Below are 18,891 nucleotides of genomic sequence, written 5' to 3'. Positions count from 1 at the left end.
AATGATGATGCATTCAGCTTGCTCAGCTGCGGGAGGGCACGAAATACCCAACGTTAATGATTAACGTCGGCGTCGTCGTTGATGAAGGGATGTTGAAAACGTGTCCATCTTGATATCGTACCTGCTCTCTGCTTCCATGAGCTATTTTTTATTTTTATTCATATAAAATGAATTTATATGTGTTTTTTAACGTTATAAATGACTAATGTCAATAACAAAGACAAAATAAACCGACGCAGTACTGACACCTTATAAAAAGGGGTAAGGTAACGTGATACATTGTAATTTTGTTACATCCCGCCCTACACCAGTGCTATCAAGGGATGCGAGCGAAATTACAAAACTATATCTACAAGGACGATTGACCAAAGGGGCAGTAATTGGCTAGATTGAGCCGTTAAGATTGCAATTTGGATGTAACAAAGTTACGAAACGGACGCATTATGAATGACAAGTACGACGCTCTGAAGAGTAATGTCAGTATGCTAGGTCACTTGCTGGGTAACACGATTAAAGATGCCCATGGTGACGCATTACTGGCGAAAGTAGAAGAGATCCGTAAGCTCTCTAAATCTGCTTCAGCAGGCAATAAAGACGATCATGAGAAATTGATCGATGTCCTGCAAAACCTGCCAAATGACCAGATGTTACCGGTTGCACGTGCATTCAGTCAGTTTTTGAATCTGACCAATATCGCCGAGCAATACCACTCTGTATCTCGCCACTGCGAAGAGTCTGTGTGTAACCCTGACTCGATAGACGATTTGTTTATGCGTCTGAAAGGAAACGATGTTTCGCCGACAGACACAGATAAAGCCGTAAACGATCTAAAAATCGAGCTTGTTTTGACTGCGCACCCAACAGAAATTGCGCGTCGTACCACCATTCATAAGCTCGTTCAAATCAACAAATGCCTGTCGAAGCTGGAGCTTAGCGACCTGTCTACAAGTGAGCGAAGCAAAGCTGAGCTTCGACTTGAGCAGCTCATCGCGCAAGCATGGCATTCAGACGTTATCCGCCAACAGCGCCCTAGCCCATTAGATGAGGCGAAGTGGGGATATGCGGTTATTGAAAACAGCTTATGGCAAGCCGTCCCTGAATTCCTGCGCCAATTCGATCAAAAGCTGAACCACCATTTAGGCCGTGGTCTGCCGATTGAAGCGGCTCCAATTCAGATTTCAAGCTGGATGGGTGGTGACCGTGACGGTAACCCATTCGTGACGTCTGACGTTACACGCGAAGTGCTGCTGCTTTCTCGCTGGAAAGCCGCCGACCTCTACCTTGGCGATCTGCAAGAGCTTATCAGTGAACTTTCAATGACGCGCTGTAATGACGTTGTGCGCGCCATGGCTGGTGATGAACACGAACCTTACCGTGCGATATTAAAATCACTGCGTAAAACACTGAACAACACGTTGGATTACCTCGATGAAAAAATCAAAGGCCAACGTGCAGATAACAAAGATATTCTGACCCATGCAGACCAACTCTGGACACCGCTGCATGCGTGTTACCAATCTCTGCATGAGTGCGGCATGGGCATCATCGCAGATGGCTTGCTGCTCGATACCCTGCGACGCATTCGCACCTTCGGCGTGAACCTGATTAAACTGGATATCCGTCAGGAGAGCACTCGCCACGCGAATGTGCTATCAGAAGTCACTCGTACTCTAGGCATGGGCGATTACGGCCAATGGAGTGAGCAAGACAAGCAAGCGTTCCTTATCCGTGAGCTGAGCTCAAAACGTCCGCTATTGCCACGTGATTGGGAGCCGTCTGATGAGGTTCAGGAAGTCCTGGATACTTGTCGTATTGTGGCAGAGCAGCCACGTGAAGCCCTCGGTGCTTATGTCATCTCTATGGCACGCACAGCGTCCGATGTTCTGGCAGTGCACCTGCTTCTTAAAGAAGCGGGCTGTCCGTTCCGCATGGACGTATGTCCACTGTTCGAAACACTTGATGATTTGAACAACGCAGAAGCCGTTATCCGCCAATTGCTGAACATCGACTGGTACCGTGGCTTCATTCAGAACTTCCAAATGGTCATGATTGGTTACTCTGACTCGGCGAAAGATGCTGGCGTTATGGCAGCAGGCTGGGCACAGTATCAAGCAATGGAATCACTGGTAGGTCTTTGTGAAGAACAAGGTGTGGATCTGGTGCTGTTCCATGGCCGTGGCGGTTCCATTGGTCGCGGTGGTGCACCAGCACACGCAGCATTACTTTCTCAGCCACCTCGCAGCCTGAAAGGTGGCCTGCGTGTGACAGAGCAAGGTGAAATGATCCGCTTTAAGCTCGGCTTGCCAGATGTGGCCATCAATAGCCTCAACCTATACGCCAGTGCGATTTTGGAAGCGAACCTGTTACCGCCACCAGAGCCAAAACAAGAATGGCGCGATCTGATGGAAACGTTGAGCGAAGTGTCTTGCGAAGCCTACCGCGACATTGTGCGCGGCAATAAAGACTTCGTGCCGTACTTCCGTTCAGCTACCCCTGAATTGGAACTGGGTAAACTGCCATTGGGCTCTCGTCCATCGAAGCGAAACCCAAATGGCGGCGTAGAAAGCCTACGTGCTATCCCATGGATTTTCGCATGGAGTCAAAACCGTCTTCTACTGCCAGCATGGCTGGGTGCAGGTCAGGCAATCCAATTCTCTATTGACCACGGTCACCTGAAGCAATTGGAAGAGATGTGCCGTGAATGGCCATTCTTCTCTACCCGTCTGGGCATGCTTGAAATGGTTTACATCAAGTCCAATGCCTCGATTTCTAAATACTATGACGAGCAACTGGTTGCCGAAGAGTTATGGCCGTTGGGTGAGCAACTTCGCACACGCCTGGCACAGGACATCAAAGCGGTGCTAATGGTCGAAAATAGCGATCACCTGATGGAACAAAACCCGTGGGGTGCCGAAGCCATTCGTCTACGTAATATCTATGTTGAGCCTCTCAACATGCTACAAGCTGAGCTACTTCACCGTACTCGTGCGTCAGAAGAAGAGCATACACCGCTTGATGATGCATTGATGGTGACAATTGCGGGTATTGCAGCAGGTATGCGTAACACCGGATAAGTGAGAAATCGGTTCAAAAATAAGAAAGGTCGCCATGTTGCGGCCTTTTTTGTCTCTTTAATGCTTTTTCAATTGTGGTTGCATTGATAATGTTATTAATATGTTGTTCTGCAACATTAAGCTGGCTATGCCACTTTGAGCAGACAGCATCGAATATAACTAATCGCTTTGTTATTCATTACGTTAACCCTTTGCACCTTAAGATTAGGTGTTTGTTGGCATGGTTAACGCTCAATAGGTAACGGCGTGTCGATCCTCCCTGAGCAGTGGAACAAAATACTCGCCGCAGAGCGACATCCCCGGGCAACGGATCGCCTTTTACGATTTTGGATAGAAGAGATGTCACTACCACACGTAATTTTGACGGTGCTTAGCCACCGAGACGCAACGGGTTACGATATAACCAAAGAGTTTTCTAACGCTATCGGACACTTTTGGAAAGCCAGTCATCAACAAGTTTATCGAGAATTGAATAAGCTTGCCGATCAAGGCGCGGTTAGTTGTCGACTGGAACCTCAAGATGGAAAACCGGACCGTAAAGTCTATTCCATTACTGAGATTGGCAGACAAAGCCTCTATGAATGGTTTTTACTGCCAGCCAAGCACCCCACCGACCGTGATGAGATTTCTGCAAAACTTCTCACATGCAGCATCTTCGAAGCTACGCCGATGATAGAGCACATGCACGCCTTGATGGATGAAGCGCGCATTGAACTGAGCCAACATCGTGATGTCGAGCGAAGTCAGTACAGCGAATCTGCCATTCTGACCCGTGAAGGCCGCCTTGAGCGTCTGACATTGCGACGCAACATCTTGCAAAAAGAAGCTTGGCTGACATGGGCAGAAGAAGTTTTGATGCAATTAAACATGATGGAAAGTGAACAACGCTTTCCTCGCGTCGCTTCCCGATAATGAAAAAGCCGTCGTAATGACGGCTTTTCCTTTTATCTCTGCAACGTTAAAGCGATGGGCGAATGCCTAGCGTGTGGCACAACGCATACGTCAACTCAGCACGGTTTAGCGTATAGAAGTGAAAGTCCTTTACGCCTTCACGGCTTAGTACGCGCACCATATCAATGGCATTGCTTGCACCTACCATTTGGCGCGTCACCGGATCCTCTTCCAACCCATCATATTGCTTATTCATCCAATGCGGGATTCGAACATTGGTCATCTTGGCGAACTTCGATGCCTGTTTGAAGTTTGATACGGGCAAAATCCCCGGAATGATTTCCACATCAATACCTGCCGCCACACAGCGGTCACGAAAGCGCAGGTAGCTTTCTACATCAAAAAAGAACTGGGTGATGGCGCGGTTAGCCCCAGCGTCTACTTTTCGCTTCAAGTTAATCAGATCTGCCTGAGCACTTTTTGCTTCTGGGTGCACTTCAGGGTATGCCGCCACAGAGATGTCGAAATCGGCTTCGCCTTTTAACAGTGCCACCAGATCAGAGGCATACATATCCGGCTTTTTGCTTTGTTCAGGTAAATCGCCACGCAGCGCGACGATATGGCGTATTCCGCTTTCCCAGTAGTCTCGGGCAATAACTTTCAGTTCATCGCGCGTGGCATCGATACAGGTCAAATGCGGGGCTGCTTCAATGCCTGTTTCCTGCTTGATGCTCTTAACGATGGAATGGGTACGATCACGCTCGCCAGAGTTCGCCCCGTAGGTCACAGACACAAACTTAGGTTGCAGGGTTTTCAAGCGTTGAACCGACGCCCACAACGTTTGCTCCATCGACTCGGTGCTCGGCGGGAAGAATTCGAATGACACGTTGATGTCGCCATTCAGATCTGAAAGGTTTTGATTGAGTGCGTCCAAATGGCTCGCGTGTGAATAACCCATAATGTCTCCCTACCTCGGCATCCTCGCCGAAAAATTCCTTTTTCAGACAGCACGTCTAGCCGTCTATATGTCCAAATAATGAATTGCGAACAAATCAAAGTCAACTTGGTTAACGTGAATTTTCTTCATGTTCTTTATGTGAATTCTTCACATACAAAAAAAGCGGGACTCATCGTCCCGCTTTTTCTCGCTCGGTATTTCTGCTATTTCAGCAGTGAGGCAATGCGATTCAAATCAGAAAGCAATGCGCCCGCCGTAACATCTCGTCCTGCTCCAGGTCCGCGGATCACCAAGGGATTTTCACGGTACCACTGGCTTTCAATGGCAAAGATATTGTCACATGGCAGCAAATTCGCGAGTGGGTGCTCTTCTTGCAATACTTCAATACCTACCCGCGCTTTACCTTCACGCGTCAAGCGCGCAACGTAACGCAATACCCCTTGTTCTTTTTTCGCTCTCTCGAGCCAATCTTCAAGCACTTCATCAAGCTTTTTGCTCTGGTCGAGGAAGCCATCTAACGACAAGGTCGATAATTCCTCAGGCACCAATGACTGTACTTGAACCTGCTCAGGTTCCAGAATAAGGCCCGATTCGCGAGCGAGAATGACCAGCTTACGCATCACGTCTGCGCCGCTCAAATCTTCACGCGGATCAGGCTCAGTCAGTCCTTGCTGCCATGCCTGTTCGAGAAGCTCGCTAAATTTCACTTCACCATTAAATTGCTGAAACAGCCATGACAACGTGCCAGAGAAAATGCCTGACAATGCCATAATTTGGTCACCGCTTTCGCGAAGATCACGTACGGTATGGTTAATAGGCAGTCCTGCACCGACCGTCGCGTTGTAAAGCCAATAACGGCCTGTTTTAGAAAACGCATCTTGAACTTGATGGTATAACTCCGCGCTCGCAGAACCTGCCACTTTATTCGCTGAGATCAGGTGAAAGCCATGTTCTGCCAGTTCGGTATACTGCGCTGCCAGCGGCGTACTGGCCGTCACATCCAATACCACGATGTCATCAAACGGATGATTAAGCAGGCGCCCAATCCATTCAGACTCTTTGTATGCCGTCGCTTTTTCAGCAAATTTTTCCATGACAACTGAGCTATCGATGCCCGAAAAATCGACCCATTGCGCATCACTGTCCTGAACTGAAATCAGTTCAAAATTCATGCCATGGCGTTTTTCCAATGCCGCCTTTTGCTCGTTGAATAGCGACAACCAGCGACTACCGATATTGCCTTTCCCAAGCAATACCAGACCGATGCGACGTTGAGCCTGAAACAATTGGCGGTGAATATCAGCAACCAGTGAAGAGGTGTTGGCTTTACGAAGCAAGGCAGCGATGCTGAGGCCATTAGATGACTCACAGATGAATTCCATCGGTTGACCGCGCAATTGCTGATAGAAGCCGTGACAATGCACAGGATTCGCTGTCACGCCAGCACCGACGGCTGCAACCATACTGAAGCCTTCACGCAAACGAATATCTGCCGGAATCCCTGCGTCTTGTATTTGTTCCAATACGCTGTTCACGACTTCTGCTGTGTAGGCCAACTGAATACGGTGCTGATCTGCACTGGAGGACGCGGCAAGCGGCTGAATTTGTTTCTTACTTAGCAGACTTTCTACATCACGTTGCGCCGCGGCAAAGTCATGTGAGCGAGGAATATCTAACTGCAATACGCAAACATCATTGAGTGACGTGATGATCTTCGCGCCACGGCCAGATGCCAGCACACGCTCAATGCGTGTCGACCCCGACTCAGGGTCATAGCTGCAACGGAGATTCAAGTCGATATTACTTTGTGCAACAGGCTGAAGTGTACGAGTGTGCAGCACAGGTGCGGCAAGGCGAGCTAACTCCGCCGCTTCATCAAGACGCAGCAACGGCAGCAAACAAGAATCTATTACTACGCGGGGATCTGCACTGTAAACGCCAGCGACATCACTCCAAATGGTTACGCGTGAAACGTCTGCTAACGCCCCTATAATAGTGGCGGAATAGTCAGAGCCGTTGCGTCCTAGCAGCACGGTTTCACCGGTTTTGTTCTGTGCCATGAAGCCTGTGATCACGACACGTCGCTGCGTGTGCTGAATAAGTTGTTCTTTAAGGAGTGGCCATGAACTGGCACGATCCACCTCAGGTTGAGCACCACGTTCCGCACGCAAAAACGAACGCGAATCCAGTTTCACGGCCGGCAGGTTTAGCTGCGTCAACAGGGAAGATAAAAGACGTGCAGACCAGATTTCTCCGAAACCCTGAACCCAAGCTCGTTGGGCTTCAGAGAGCGGGCTCTCTGACACTTTGGCCATTTCACTGAAATCGTTGTATAGCAAGTCCACCAAGTCTTGCTTCTGATCTCCCTCAATCAAGTTCTCGATCAGATCTTGCTGGTACTTACGCAGGTTCTGGAAGCTCTCATGAGCAAGGCGACCATCCTGACTAAGCAGAGATAGCCATTCAATCAGTCTGTTTGTGGTTTTGCCTGCTGCTGACACCACAATGATGTCAGTCGCACCACTGTACTGCTCCAAAATTTTTGCCACGCGGCGAAAACAATCTGGATCGGCAAGGCTACTGCCGCCGAACTTATGTAACTGACGGGAATGCAACTGCTGAGGGGATACTACTTCAACCGCGCTCATTGCTGGCTCTCTCTTACTATATCAAATGCATATTTTAGGTCTGCGACCAGATCACTATGATCCTCCAGACCAATAGACAAACGCAATAGCGTCGCGGCAATCCCCGCTTCCGCTTGTGCTTCGTCAGACATGGCACGATGGGTCATCGAGCCTGGGTGAGTCACTAAGCTCTCCACACCGCCCAATGATTCGGCCAAAGAGAATAGCTTAAGTGAGGTCAGGAAAAGTTTCAGCTCTCTTTCACCACCTTTAAGCTCAAAGCTCAACATTCCACCGAAACCTGACTGTTGTTTCTTCGCTATCTCATGACCTGGGTGCGTTGGCAATGCCGGATGGTAAATGACATCGACCAACGGCTCTTGCTTTAGGTAATCCAAAACAGCCGCGCTGTTTTCTTCATGCTGGCGCATTCGGGCATTCAATGTGCGTAATCCACGCAGGGTCATGTAGCTGTCAAACGCGTTTCCGGTCGCACCAATGCAATTCCCCCACCATTTGAGCTCATCAGCAAGCTCAGCATCTTTGGCAACCACAACACCGCCAACCGTATCTGAATGGCCATTAATAAATTTTGTGGTCGAATGGACGACAAAATCAGCACCCAATGTTATTGGCTGCTGAAGTGCGGGTGACAAAAAGGTATTGTCCACGCCCACCTTGGCACCCACTGCGTGAGCTTTCTGACAGATTTCGGCAATATCAACCACACGAAGCAGGGGATTCGACGGCGTCTCAATCCACACCAGTTTAGGTTTCTTCTCTAACGCAAGCGCCAATGCGTCACAGTCTGCCTGATCGACAAACTCCACCTTAAATGCACCTTTCTTCGCACGAGAGTCAAACAAACGGTAAGTCCCGCCGTAGCAATCGTGCGGCGCAATGATCAGATCGTCAGGTGAAAGCAACGACAGCAGAAGATTGATGGCAGACATACCACAATTGGTGACCACAGCACCCGCACCATGCTCTAGTTCTGAAAGTGCATTCTCAAGCAGGCTGCGCGTTGGGTTACCACCTCGGGCATAATCGTAGGTAGGTACTTCACCAAACTCAGGAAATTCGTAATTTGTAGATAGATAAATAGGTGGAACCACGGCATGATGTTGTGAGTCGGTGGTGATACCTGTACGTACTGCGATGGTTGCTGACTTCTTGTCACTCATTGCGTGCTTCCCTGTCTTAGATGTTCGTATTTCGAGCAGAATAACCCCAACCTTAACCATTAAACAATGAGACGTCAATCCTTCTGGACGTCTATATGTCTTTACATATAGCGGTCGATATCGCTAGAATTTGAACTTCATCCAACTTGGGCGAGTTGTTTCCCGCCTTAACAGCAACTTGTATAAATAACCTGCTAAGAAGGTGACCAATGGCAGACTGGAATGGCGAATACATTAACCCGTACGCTGAGCACGGAAAAAAGAAAGAGCAGGTAAAGAAAATCACCGTTTCTATCCCGCTGAAAGTGCTTAAAATCTTAACCGATGAGCGTACTCGCCGTCAGGTAAATAACCTGCGCCACGCCACCAACAGTGAACTGCTGTGTGAAGCGTTTTTACACGCATATACCGGCCAGCCACTGCCAACGGATGATGATATTCGCAAGGACAAAGCAGACAGCGTGCCTGTGGAAGCGAAGCGCATTATGAAAGAACTCGGTATAGAGTTTAACGAAGAAGAATATTAACTTCGTCAGCGCAGAGACAAAAAAACCAGCCAAATGGCTGGTTTTTCTTTATCTCGCCTAACAGAAGGTTTACTTACCTTCCATGTAGTTTTCCGGCATTTCAATCCGCGCCACACCAGATTCTACAGCAGCGTCCGCAACGGCTTTTGCTACACGTGGCAAAAGACGCGGGTCCATCGGTTTTGGAATGATGTAGTCTTTACCAAACGTCAGTGAATCCACTCGGGCAGCTTTCAGGACTTCAGCGGGCACAGGCTCTTTGGCCAATAAGCGAATTGCTTCAACCGCTGCCAGTTTCATCTCGTCATTGATTCGACTCGCTCGGACATCCAGCGCACCACGGAAGATAAACGGAAAACACAACACGTTGTTTACCTGGTTCGGATAATCTGAACGGCCGGTACCCATGATCAGGTCGTCACGCACTTGGTGTGCAAGTTCCGGTTTGATTTCTGGGTCTGGGTTAGAACACGCAAACACAATGGGGTTGTCTGCCATCAACTTCAATGCGTCTGGCGGCAACAAGTCTGGGCCAGATACACCCAAAAAGATGTCAGCCCCTTCAATCACATCTTCAAGTGTACGCTTGTCGGTATTGTTCGCGAACAGTTGCTTATATTCGTTGATGTCATCACGGCGAGTATGGATCACACCTTTACGATCCAGCATGTAGATTTTCTCACGCTGCGCACCGCATTTGATCAGCAGTTCCATACACGCAACCGCTGCCGCGCCGGCGCCCAAGCATACAATCACAGCCTCGTTAATGGCCTTACCTTGCAGCTCCAACGCATTTAGCATACCTGCCGCTGTCACAATCGCTGTACCGTGTTGGTCGTCGTGGAAGACAGGCACATGGCAACGCTCAATAAGTTGCTTTTCAATTTCAAAGCAATCTGGTGCTTTAATGTCTTCGAGGTTGATCCCACCAAAGGTGTCAGAGATGTTCGCGACGGTATCAACAAACTCTTCAATCGTGCGGTGTTTCACTTCGATGTCGATAGAGTCCAAACCAGCAAAACGCTTGAACAGCAAAGCTTTGCCTTCCATGACAGGCTTAGAGGCCAGTGGACCAAGGTTACCCAGTCCCAAAATAGCCGTACCGTTAGAGATAACAGCAACCATGTTGCCTTTTGCGGTGTATTTGTAAACGTTATCTGCATCTTGCGCAATTTCACGCACTGGCTCTGCCACACCTGGGCTATATGCCAATGCAAGATCTTCAACGGTATCCGCGGGTTTTGTTAGTTCTACAGAAATTTTGCCTGGCACTGGGTAAGCATGGTAGTCCAGTGCCTGTTGGCGCTTGTCTTCAGACATGTATGTGTTCCTGACTTTATTTGTTATTGGCGAAGTAACCTTGCTGCTTCCTAACGTGCAAGCGAAAAAGGACAAACAGCTGTTTATTGGAAATGCCAAAGAGTGCATTTCAACACCGCAGAACGCCCGACTGTATCTAAGTATTGTGCCGCTAATTCTTTGAGTTTAGCTGACAAATAACACGGTAAGTGTACACACTGACTATGACGCTTAGAGGTCAAGCATAGGCGGTATATACCCAAGCAACTCGAAGGTGCTTAAGTATAAAAAGGAATGACGAGATGTTAACGCAGTGAGGTTAAATGAACCAGCCATTCACATGGATAATACCAATTGGAATAAAAAACCCAGAATATATGACCCAGTGGAATATCAGGCCACTGAAATCGTGCACTTCTAGGCATATTCTGCCGACAAACAAGAGACTGCTGTAGTGGAAAGAGAAATAGCACTTTCAGCGTGTTCAACGGCTTACTGTTTCATTCGATTGGTATAAGCGTAATAGTCTACCTATACTGAACCATGTAAAAGGTCTTACTAGCTGTACGGCATAAAAAAAAGGGGTGCTTTCGCACCCCTTTTTTTGGATTCTGGCAAGATTACTTGCTAGCCAGCATGCCGAAACGCTTGTTGAAGCGGTCAACACGGCCACCGGTGTCAACAACACGTTGAGTACCAGTGTAGAATGGGTGACACTTGTCACATACGTCCAGGTTGATGTCTTTACCTAGAGTAGTACGGAATTCAAAAGTGTTGCCGCAAGAGCATTTTGCTGTTACAGCTTTGTATTCTGGATGGATACCAGCTTTCATAGGGATAACCTCTAATAAAGGCCGTGTCGCTCTCCCGAGCCTATCGGGCACCACACGTCGTTAACAAACAATTGTAAGGCGCGAAATTCTAATCAAGGTGACCGCGAATCGCAACTTTTTTGTTCAACTCATTTTCACCGCTTGCTATCTACTCGTCACGCAAGAATTTTTCGCTGTGAGCTTTTCGCTCTTGCTCGTCATAGGTACACTGTCGGCTATCCACTTTAATCAATGTGTGCGCACTGAATGACCCCTACCATTGCGCAGGTTGCCCTGCCTGTACCACTGCACAAGACGTTCGACTATCGCATCACGAATGATATCCCAGTTGTGGGTGGTCGCGTGCGTGTGCCATTTGGTAAGCAATATAAAGTGGGGATTGTCACCGCGTTAGTCAGCACCTCTGAATTTCCACTCGACCAAATTAAACCTATCAATACCGTCTTGGATACTGCGCCTCTTTGGCGTCCCTCCTTATATAAGCTATTGAACTGGGCGAGTCGTTATTATCAGTACCCATTAGGTGACGCACTCGCAACCGTCATGCCCGGCCACCTTAGAAAAGGAAAGCCCGCGCTTCGCGAACGAGAAAAACAGTGGTCTTTGACCGATTCAGGGCGTGAACAGCCTCTTTCCGCGCTCACACGCGCACCAAAGCAGGCACGTGTTCTTCAATTACTTCGTGCAGGCGCAATGAATCACAGTGATTTATTGGAACAAGAAGTCACGGCCCCTATCCTTAAAACCGTCGAAGAAAAAGGTTGGGTTGCTGCGAGCGTGGATCATCCGTCTGAGCCTTGGCGACGCCACTACGACGTCATTGAGGACAAACCGACGCTCAATCATGAGCAAGCGATGGCCGTTGCCACTATCAATGCCAACCCTGAGTTCGGTTGCTATCTGATTGAGGGGGTCACGGGGTCCGGTAAAACCGAGGTGTATCTGAACCTGTTGGAGCCCGTCCTTGCACGTGGACAACAAGCATTGATCCTCGTACCCGAAATAGGCCTGACACCGCAAACCATTAACCGCTTTAAACGCCGATTCAATGTGCCCGTTGAAGTGCTTCACTCTGGCCTTAACGATACCGAACGTTTAAACGCCTGGCTTGCAGCTAGAGACAATGAAGCGGCCATTATTATCGGCACGCGCTCTGCACTCTTCTCACCATGCCAATCGCTTGGCATCATTATTGTTGATGAAGAGCACGACGCCTCGTACAAACAACAAGATTCATTCCGCTATCACGCACGAGACCTCGCGGTCATGCGTGCGCACGAAGAAAATATCCCTGTCATTTTGGGCTCAGCCACACCGTCTCTAGAAAGCCTGCATAACGCCACGACGGGCAAATATCATCACCTCACCCTGTCTAAGCGAGCGGGTAATGCTGTCAAAGCTAAACATGGCATACTCGATATTCGTGGCCTTTACCTAGAAGCTGGCCTGTCTGCCCCATTAATTGCGGAGATGCGAAAGCACCTCAATGACGGCAATCAGGTAATGTTGTTTTTAAATCGACGCGGTTATGCCCCGGCTTTGATGTGTCACGAGTGCGGTTGGTTAGCCGAATGTAAGCGATGCGACGCTTACTTCACACTGCACCAACAAAGCGGCGAATTGCGCTGCCACCACTGTGGCTCTCAGCGCCCTATCCCACATCAATGTGGCGGATGCGGCTCTACCCAACTTATCAGTGTTGGCGTAGGGACTGAGCAGTTAGAGTCACAACTGACAACGCTATTCCCTGAATTCAAAACCATTCGTATCGACCGGGATAACACTCGACGCAAAGGGGCACTGGAAAGCTACCTCAATGCCATTCACAACAAAGAGTATCAAATTCTTATCGGTACTCAGATGCTGGCAAAAGGCCACCACTTCCCGGATGTAACTCTGGTTGCCTTGGTCGATGTCGACAGTGCGTTATTCAGTAACGACTTTCGCGCGCCAGAGCGACTGGCACAGTTGTTTGTGCAAGTTGCTGGCCGCGCAGGCCGTGCAAGCAAACCTGGCTTTGTGTTGCTACAAACACATCACCCCGAGCATGCGCTGCTGCAATCGCTTACGCGTCAAGGTTATGACAGCTTTGCGCGCGCTGCCTTATTGGAGCGAAAACAGGCTCAATTGCCACCATACAGCTTCTTTGCGCTTATTCGCGCAGAGGGCCACCAGAGCGAGATGGTTGAACAGTTTCTCTATCAAGCTCGAACGGTATTTGAGGCCAGTCCACTAGACAATGATGAGTGTGCCGTCATGGGCCCAGCTCCGGCACCTTTGCATCGACGTTCTGGCCGTTATCGTTGGCAGTTGATTTACCAAGCCCCGAATCGCCGGATTTTGCAACAACGATTGTCAATTGCCTTGCCAGCCATTCGTCAGTTACCGCTGTCTAAAAAAGTACGCTGGTCTCTCGATATCGAACCTCAAGACATGAGCTGAGCAAATTTCATTCAACTAAACCGATCGACATCACGGTATTCTTGAAATAACTGTTAACATGACCATGTTTAATACAGCCCCATAAGATTAAGATAGAGGGTGTAGACAATAGTTGTCTCATTGCTGTAGGTCCCTAACGGGAAGCATTTGCCAATAAAAACAAGCAAGAGGAAAACTACTATGGCGACAATGAAGGATGTTGCCCATCTGGCTGGCGTCTCTACGGCGACGGTATCCCGCGCGCTGATGAACCCAGAGAAGGTGTCGGCGTCTACGCGAAAAAAAGTCGAACAAGCGGTAATGGAAGCGGGTTATAGCCCGAACTCTCTCGCTCGAAACCTAAGACGCAATGAGTCAAAGACCATTGTAGCGATCGTGCCAGACATCTGTGACCCTTACTTTACAGAGATCATTCGCGGCATCGAAGAAGCTGCGATGGAACACGGGTATCTGGTGTTACTTGGGGACAGTGGGCAACAGGAAAGTCGAGAAAGCTCTTTCGTAAATCTCGTCTTCACCAAGCAAGCCGATGGTATGCTGCTGCTCGGCACCGATCTTCCCTTTGATGTCAGTAAACCTGAACAGAAGAATTTGCCGCCTCTTGTCATGGCTTGTGAATATGCGCCCGAGTTGGAGTTACCGACCGTCCATATCGACAACCTGACGGCCGCCTTTGAAGCTGTGAACTATCTGACTCAAGTCGGTCACAAGCAAATTGCGCAAATAACAGGTGCGCCAGATGCTGCTCTGACCCAGTTCCGCGTACAAGGCTATCAACAAGCGTTACGTCGAGGTGGTGTGATCATTAACCCCGCCTATACCGTTGCTGGTGACTTTACATTTTCTGCAGGCGCGCGTGCAATGACCACATTGCTGTCGCTGCCGACACCTCCTACTGCCGTATTCTGCCACTCAGATGTCATGGCCATTGGTGCGATGCAGCAAGCGAAGCGCCTTGGCTTCCGTGTACCGCACGACATTTCCATTGTTGGATTTGATGACATTCAGTTTGCCGAATACTGCGACCCAGCATTGACGACGGTATCTCAACCACGCTATGACATTGGTCGACAAGCCATGTTAATGCTATTGAAAATCCTCAAAGGGAATGATGTCCAAGCAGGTTCTCGCTTGCTGGATGCGCAACTCGTCATTCGAGAGAGTGTGGCACCACCGTCACGCTAGAGCGCGAAGGGGCAATTGAGCTTCCAGAAAATTGCAGCAACGCAACACACTGGAAGATCAATCGCCCTTGAGCACTGGCGTAGTTTCAATCAAGCCAGTACCATATAGCCAACGACTCGACGAAAAAGATACGTAAATCAGTGGCAACCAGAGACTATGTCAAGCGCGGAAAATCACCGCGAAAACCAACCCGGGCAACAAAGAAACAACCTCCAAAGTCAGCATTTCCCCTCAAGTGGGCACTGCTCGCTTTCGTGTTGCTTGCAGGATTTGGTTACGGCCTTTACTACTTAGCAACCTCTGAGCCACCAGCAAAACCTCAGCCAGAAAAAGTGGCCCCTACCAAGCCATCGACACCCAAGAAAGAAGATGTGATTCCGCCTAAACCTGTTGAAGAGTGGACCTACATCGAAGAGCTTGAAAACAAAAAGGTGACGGTCGAAGCCAACGAGCAGGAAGTATCTACTCGCCCGTACCTCATGCAGTGTGGTGCCTACCGCAGTGCCAGCCAAGCTGACGAGCGCAAGGCAATGATTGCGTTCCAAGGGCTAGAAAGCCACATCAAGACCAGCCAAGGCGAAAAAGGGATATGGTATCGCGTCGTGTTGGGACCGTATCCGCTCAAGCGAGAAGCTGAAAAAGACCGAAACATGCTTAAGCGAGCGGGTATCGAGCCGTGCGCAATTTGGTATTGGAATTAAACTTTCCGAAATATCCCCAAATAACCCGCTTAAAATTAAGGCAAAGTAGTCACCATGCACTACTTTGCCCTTGAATTGCCTTCCTATCATCCCCACCTCCTCTTTTAACAACCCATACTGGTAAAAACCAGAAAGAAAAGTAGAGGTTCTACCGTGACAACTATCGTTTCTGTTCGCCGCAACGGCAAAGTAGTGATCGCCGGTGATGGCCAGGTGTCACTGGGTAATACCGTAATGAAAGGCAATGCCCGTAAAGTTCGCCGCCTGTACAACAACAAAGTACTGGCTGGTTTCGCTGGCGGCACCGCAGATGCTTTCACCCTATTCGAACGTTTTGAGCGTAAGCTTGAAATGCACCAAGGTCACTTGACCAAAGCAGCTGTTGAACTGGCTAAAGACTGGCGTAGCGACCGCGCTTTGCGCCGACTAGAAGCACTCTTGGCAGTTGCTGATGAAACCGCATCACTGGTTATCACAGGTAACGGTGATGTCGTTCAGCCTGAGCATGATCTGATTGCTATTGGCTCGGGCGGTAACTTTGCCCAAGCAGCAGCGACAGCCCTGCTGGAAAATACCGAACTGGACGCACGCACGATTGCTGAAAAATCGCTGACAATTGCTGGTGACATATGCGTGTTCACCAACCAGTTCCACACCATCGAAGAATTAGATTACTAAGGCAGGAATCAGATCATGTCTGAAATGACCCCACGCGAAATTGTTTCCGAACTTGACCGCCATATCATTGGTCAGCACAAAGCTAAGCGTGCTGTTGCTATCGCACTGCGCAACCGCTGGCGCCGTATGCAGCTCAATGACGATCTGCGCGCCGAAGTAACCCCTAAGAACATTCTGATGATCGGCCCTACTGGTGTGGGTAAAACCGAGATTGCACGTCGCTTGGCTAAACTCGCGAATGCACCTTTCATCAAAGTCGAAGCGACCAAATTCACCGAAGTGGGTTACGTTGGTAAGGAAGTAGAAACTATCATCCGCGACCTGACCGATGTGGCTATCAAGATGACCCACCAGCAAGCGATGGAAAAAGTAAAATTCCGCGCAGAAGAGCTGGCAGAAGAGCGTATCCTTGATGTGCTGCTACCGCCACCTCGCGACGCTTGGGGCCAGAACGAGGAGTCAAAAACAGATTCTTCTACCCGCCAAAGCTTCCGCAAGAAAATTCGTGAAGGCCAGCTGGATGACAAAGACATCGAAATCGATGTTGCAGCACCTCAGATGAGCATGGAGATCATGGCACCTCCTGGTATGGAAGAAATGACCAACCAGTTGCAAAGCATGTTCCAAAATCTTGGTGGTAATGGCGCATCGAAAAAGCGCAAGATGAAGCTGAAAGATGCACTGAAAGCCGTTACTGAAGAAGAAGCTGCAAAACTGGTTAATCAAGAAGAGCTGAAAGAGCAAGCAATCGCATCGGTGGAAAATAACGGTATCGTGTTCATCGACGAAATCGACAAGATTTGTAAGCGCGGTGAAAGCTCGGGCCCAGATGTGTCTCGTGAAGGTGTTCAGCGCGATCTGCTGCCGCTGGTTGAAGGCAGCACCGTATCTACCAAACACGGTATGGTGAAAACAGATCACATCCTGTTTATCGCATCGGGTGCGTTCCAAGTAGCTGCGCCGTCCGATCTGATCCCTGAACTGCAAGGCCGTCTGCCAATCCGTGTTGAGCTTGAAGCACTGACTGCATCTGACTTCCAACGCATTCTGACTGAGCCAAATGCGTCGTTGACTGCACAGTACTCTGCACTGATGGGTACCGAAGACGTCAGTCTTACCTTCACTCAAGACGGCATCGAAGAGATCGCAAACGCGGCATGGCGTGTGAACGAAAGAACTGAGAACATCGGTGCACGTCGTCTTCACACTGTGATGGAGCGTCTGGTTGATGAAATCTCTTACGACGCGAGTGAGCGTGGTGGTGACGCTTTCGAAATCAACGCAGACTACGTTCGTGGCCACCTTGAAGAATTGGTTGATGACGAAGATCTGAGCCGCTTTATCCTTTAACGGATAAACGAAAACGGGCAGCCATAGGTTGCCCGTTTTTTTTTCAGTTTTCATTTTCCTATGAGGGGGATTCAGTATCGACATTGCTCAACGTGACAAAAACACCAATAATGTCACCTGCGTTATTTTGGTTTGCCAAGGCTATGTCTGTGTCCACCTTTAAAATTTGGCTTGAAGCCGCACGTCCGAAAACCCTGCCACTCGCGATTGCCTGTATATTATCAGGCAGTGCTGTTGCTGCGCAGACTTCGGCCTTTTCCCTGTCTATTACTCTGCTAGCGTTGGTTACCGCTTTACTGCTGCAAATTTTGTCCAATCTTGCCAACGACTACGGCGATGCCGTCAAAGGGACAGATAATGAAGACCGCTTAGGCCCCAAACGGGCTATTCAACAAGGCTTAGTCACACCTAAAGCCATGAAAAGTGCCATGCTCTTCAATGTCATTCTGACCATGGCAGCGGGCGCTGCACTGGTATTCACGGCCTTTGATAAGCCCACGGACATACTCAGCTTCATCGGCCTAGGCGCATTAGCGATTGTTGCTGCCATTTGCTACACCGTCGGCAACAAGCCCTATGGTTACCAAGGACTTGGTGATCTGTCCGTTCTAATTTTCTTCGGTTGGTTAGGTGTTGCAGGGACGTACTACCTGCAAACAGGCGGTCTGGATTCTTCCGTATTACTGCCCGCCACCGCATGCGGATTACTGGCCGTTGGGGTGCTGAACATTAATAACCTTCGCGATATCGACAACGATCGCGCGTGTGGTAAGCACACGTTAGTGGTGCGCATGGGGCCGAGATGGGGTCGTATTTACCATCAACTGTTGTTATCAGGCGCATTTTTCTGTTTTGCCGCATTTGCCGCAATGGAGCACCTTAGCCTACTGGGCTGGATATTCGCCCTGTCGTTGCCAATGGCCATCAAACATGGTTTAGCCGTTTGGCGTGCAAGAGATGGAGAAACGCTGCGCCCAATGATGGGTGATATGGTGAAAGTCGCCTTATTGACTAACATCTTGTTTGCGGCTGGAATCCTGCTGCAATAATACAGCGAAGAAAGGCAGACGATTTGTGTTTTGAGTCATTGCAAAGCCCTTGCGTCTCGTTATACTTTTTTGCATAGGGTAGCTGCTACCTTT

At 49.2% G+C, this 18,891-nt stretch carries 14 protein-coding genes; 9 read left to right on the top strand and 5 right to left on the bottom strand.

The window, feature by feature from the left end:
- Positions 1-443: 443 nt before the first annotated feature.
- Together ppc and LRP49_RS13085 are read left to right on the top strand one after the other, a co-directional pair.
- The gene (gene ppc, locus LRP49_RS13090) at positions 444-3,074 is read left to right on the top strand and encodes a phosphoenolpyruvate carboxylase (protein ID WP_274142735.1); all 2,631 of its coding nucleotides are present in this window, start codon (positions 444-446) and stop codon (positions 3,072-3,074) included.
- A 339-nt stretch (positions 3,075-3,413) separates the two neighbouring features.
- Positions 3,414-3,986 (top strand): PadR family transcriptional regulator, encoded by a 573-nt coding sequence (locus tag LRP49_RS13085; protein ID WP_274142733.1) that lies wholly within the window; start codon positions 3,414-3,416, stop codon positions 3,984-3,986.
- A 46-nt stretch (positions 3,987-4,032) separates the two neighbouring features.
- Here the strand turns inward: LRP49_RS13085 and metF are convergent, their stop codons facing one another.
- The 3 genes from metF to LRP49_RS13070 form a co-directional block, all read right to left on the bottom strand.
- Positions 4,033-4,923 carry a methylenetetrahydrofolate reductase gene (gene metF / locus LRP49_RS13080; RefSeq protein WP_274142731.1) on the bottom strand — a complete coding sequence of 297 codons (891 nt, stop codon included), beginning with the start codon at positions 4,921-4,923 and terminating at the stop codon, positions 4,033-4,035.
- A 203-nt stretch (positions 4,924-5,126) separates the two neighbouring features.
- Positions 5,127-7,571, bottom strand: a complete 2,445-nt coding sequence (locus tag LRP49_RS13075; protein ID WP_274142729.1) for a bifunctional aspartate kinase/homoserine dehydrogenase II — start codon at positions 7,569-7,571, stop codon at positions 5,127-5,129.
- Positions 7,568-8,734, bottom strand: a complete 1,167-nt coding sequence (locus tag LRP49_RS13070) for an O-succinylhomoserine (thiol)-lyase (RefSeq protein ID WP_274142727.1) — start codon at positions 8,732-8,734, stop codon at positions 7,568-7,570. The genes LRP49_RS13075 and LRP49_RS13070 overlap by 4 nt, the downstream gene beginning before the upstream one ends.
- Before the next feature lie 209 nt (positions 8,735-8,943).
- On the opposite strand from LRP49_RS13070, the gene metJ reads away from it, so the two are divergent.
- Complete coding sequence (gene metJ, locus LRP49_RS13065; protein ID WP_067412787.1) at positions 8,944-9,261, top strand: met regulon transcriptional regulator MetJ; 318 nt, start codon at positions 8,944-8,946, stop codon at positions 9,259-9,261.
- Positions 9,262-9,330: 69 nt separating this feature from the next.
- Here metJ and LRP49_RS13060 read toward each other — a convergent pair whose 3' ends face one another.
- On the bottom strand, positions 9,331-10,581 hold the full coding sequence (locus LRP49_RS13060; RefSeq protein ID WP_274142724.1) for a malic enzyme-like NAD(P)-binding protein: 1,251 nt from the start codon (positions 10,579-10,581) through the stop codon (positions 9,331-9,333).
- Positions 10,582-11,180: 599 nt separating this feature from the next.
- Positions 11,181-11,393, bottom strand: coding sequence for a 50S ribosomal protein L31 (gene rpmE / locus LRP49_RS13055; RefSeq protein WP_274142723.1), 213 nt, complete (start codon positions 11,391-11,393; stop codon positions 11,181-11,183).
- Positions 11,394-11,639: 246 nt separating this feature from the next.
- On the opposite strand from rpmE, the gene priA reads away from it, so the two are divergent.
- The 6 genes from priA (at position 11,640) to LRP49_RS13025 (ending at position 18,798) form a co-directional block, all read left to right on the top strand.
- Positions 11,640-13,835, top strand: coding sequence for a primosomal protein N' (gene priA / locus LRP49_RS13050; protein ID WP_274142721.1), 2,196 nt, complete (start codon positions 11,640-11,642; stop codon positions 13,833-13,835).
- A 153-nt stretch (positions 13,836-13,988) separates the two neighbouring features.
- On the top strand, positions 13,989-15,020 hold the full coding sequence (gene cytR / locus LRP49_RS13045; RefSeq protein WP_274142808.1) for a DNA-binding transcriptional regulator CytR: 1,032 nt from the start codon (positions 13,989-13,991) through the stop codon (positions 15,018-15,020).
- Positions 15,021-15,160: 140 nt separating this feature from the next.
- Positions 15,161-15,721: an SPOR domain-containing protein gene (locus tag LRP49_RS13040; RefSeq protein WP_274142719.1), complete on the top strand. Its 561-nt coding sequence runs from the start codon at positions 15,161-15,163 to the stop codon at positions 15,719-15,721.
- Between the two features lie 153 nt (positions 15,722-15,874).
- Complete coding sequence (hslV, locus tag LRP49_RS13035) at positions 15,875-16,399, top strand: ATP-dependent protease subunit HslV (protein WP_274142717.1); 525 nt, start codon at positions 15,875-15,877, stop codon at positions 16,397-16,399.
- Positions 16,400-16,414: 15 nt separating this feature from the next.
- On the top strand, positions 16,415-17,749 hold the full coding sequence (gene hslU / locus LRP49_RS13030) for an HslU--HslV peptidase ATPase subunit (RefSeq protein WP_274142715.1): 1,335 nt from the start codon (positions 16,415-16,417) through the stop codon (positions 17,747-17,749).
- A 143-nt stretch (positions 17,750-17,892) separates the two neighbouring features.
- A complete protein-coding gene (locus LRP49_RS13025) occupies positions 17,893-18,798 on the top strand; it encodes a 1,4-dihydroxy-2-naphthoate polyprenyltransferase (protein ID WP_274142713.1) in 906 nt (301 codons plus the stop codon).
- Positions 18,799-18,891: the final 93 nt, after the last annotated feature.

It is taken from the genome of Enterovibrio qingdaonensis, assembly GCF_028683135.1.
In the GTDB taxonomy this organism is placed as follows: domain Bacteria; phylum Pseudomonadota; class Gammaproteobacteria; order Enterobacterales; family Vibrionaceae; genus Enterovibrio; species Enterovibrio qingdaonensis.
The sequence above is the reverse complement of the archived record's forward strand: the minus strand, read 5'-3'. Positions and strand labels throughout refer to the sequence as shown.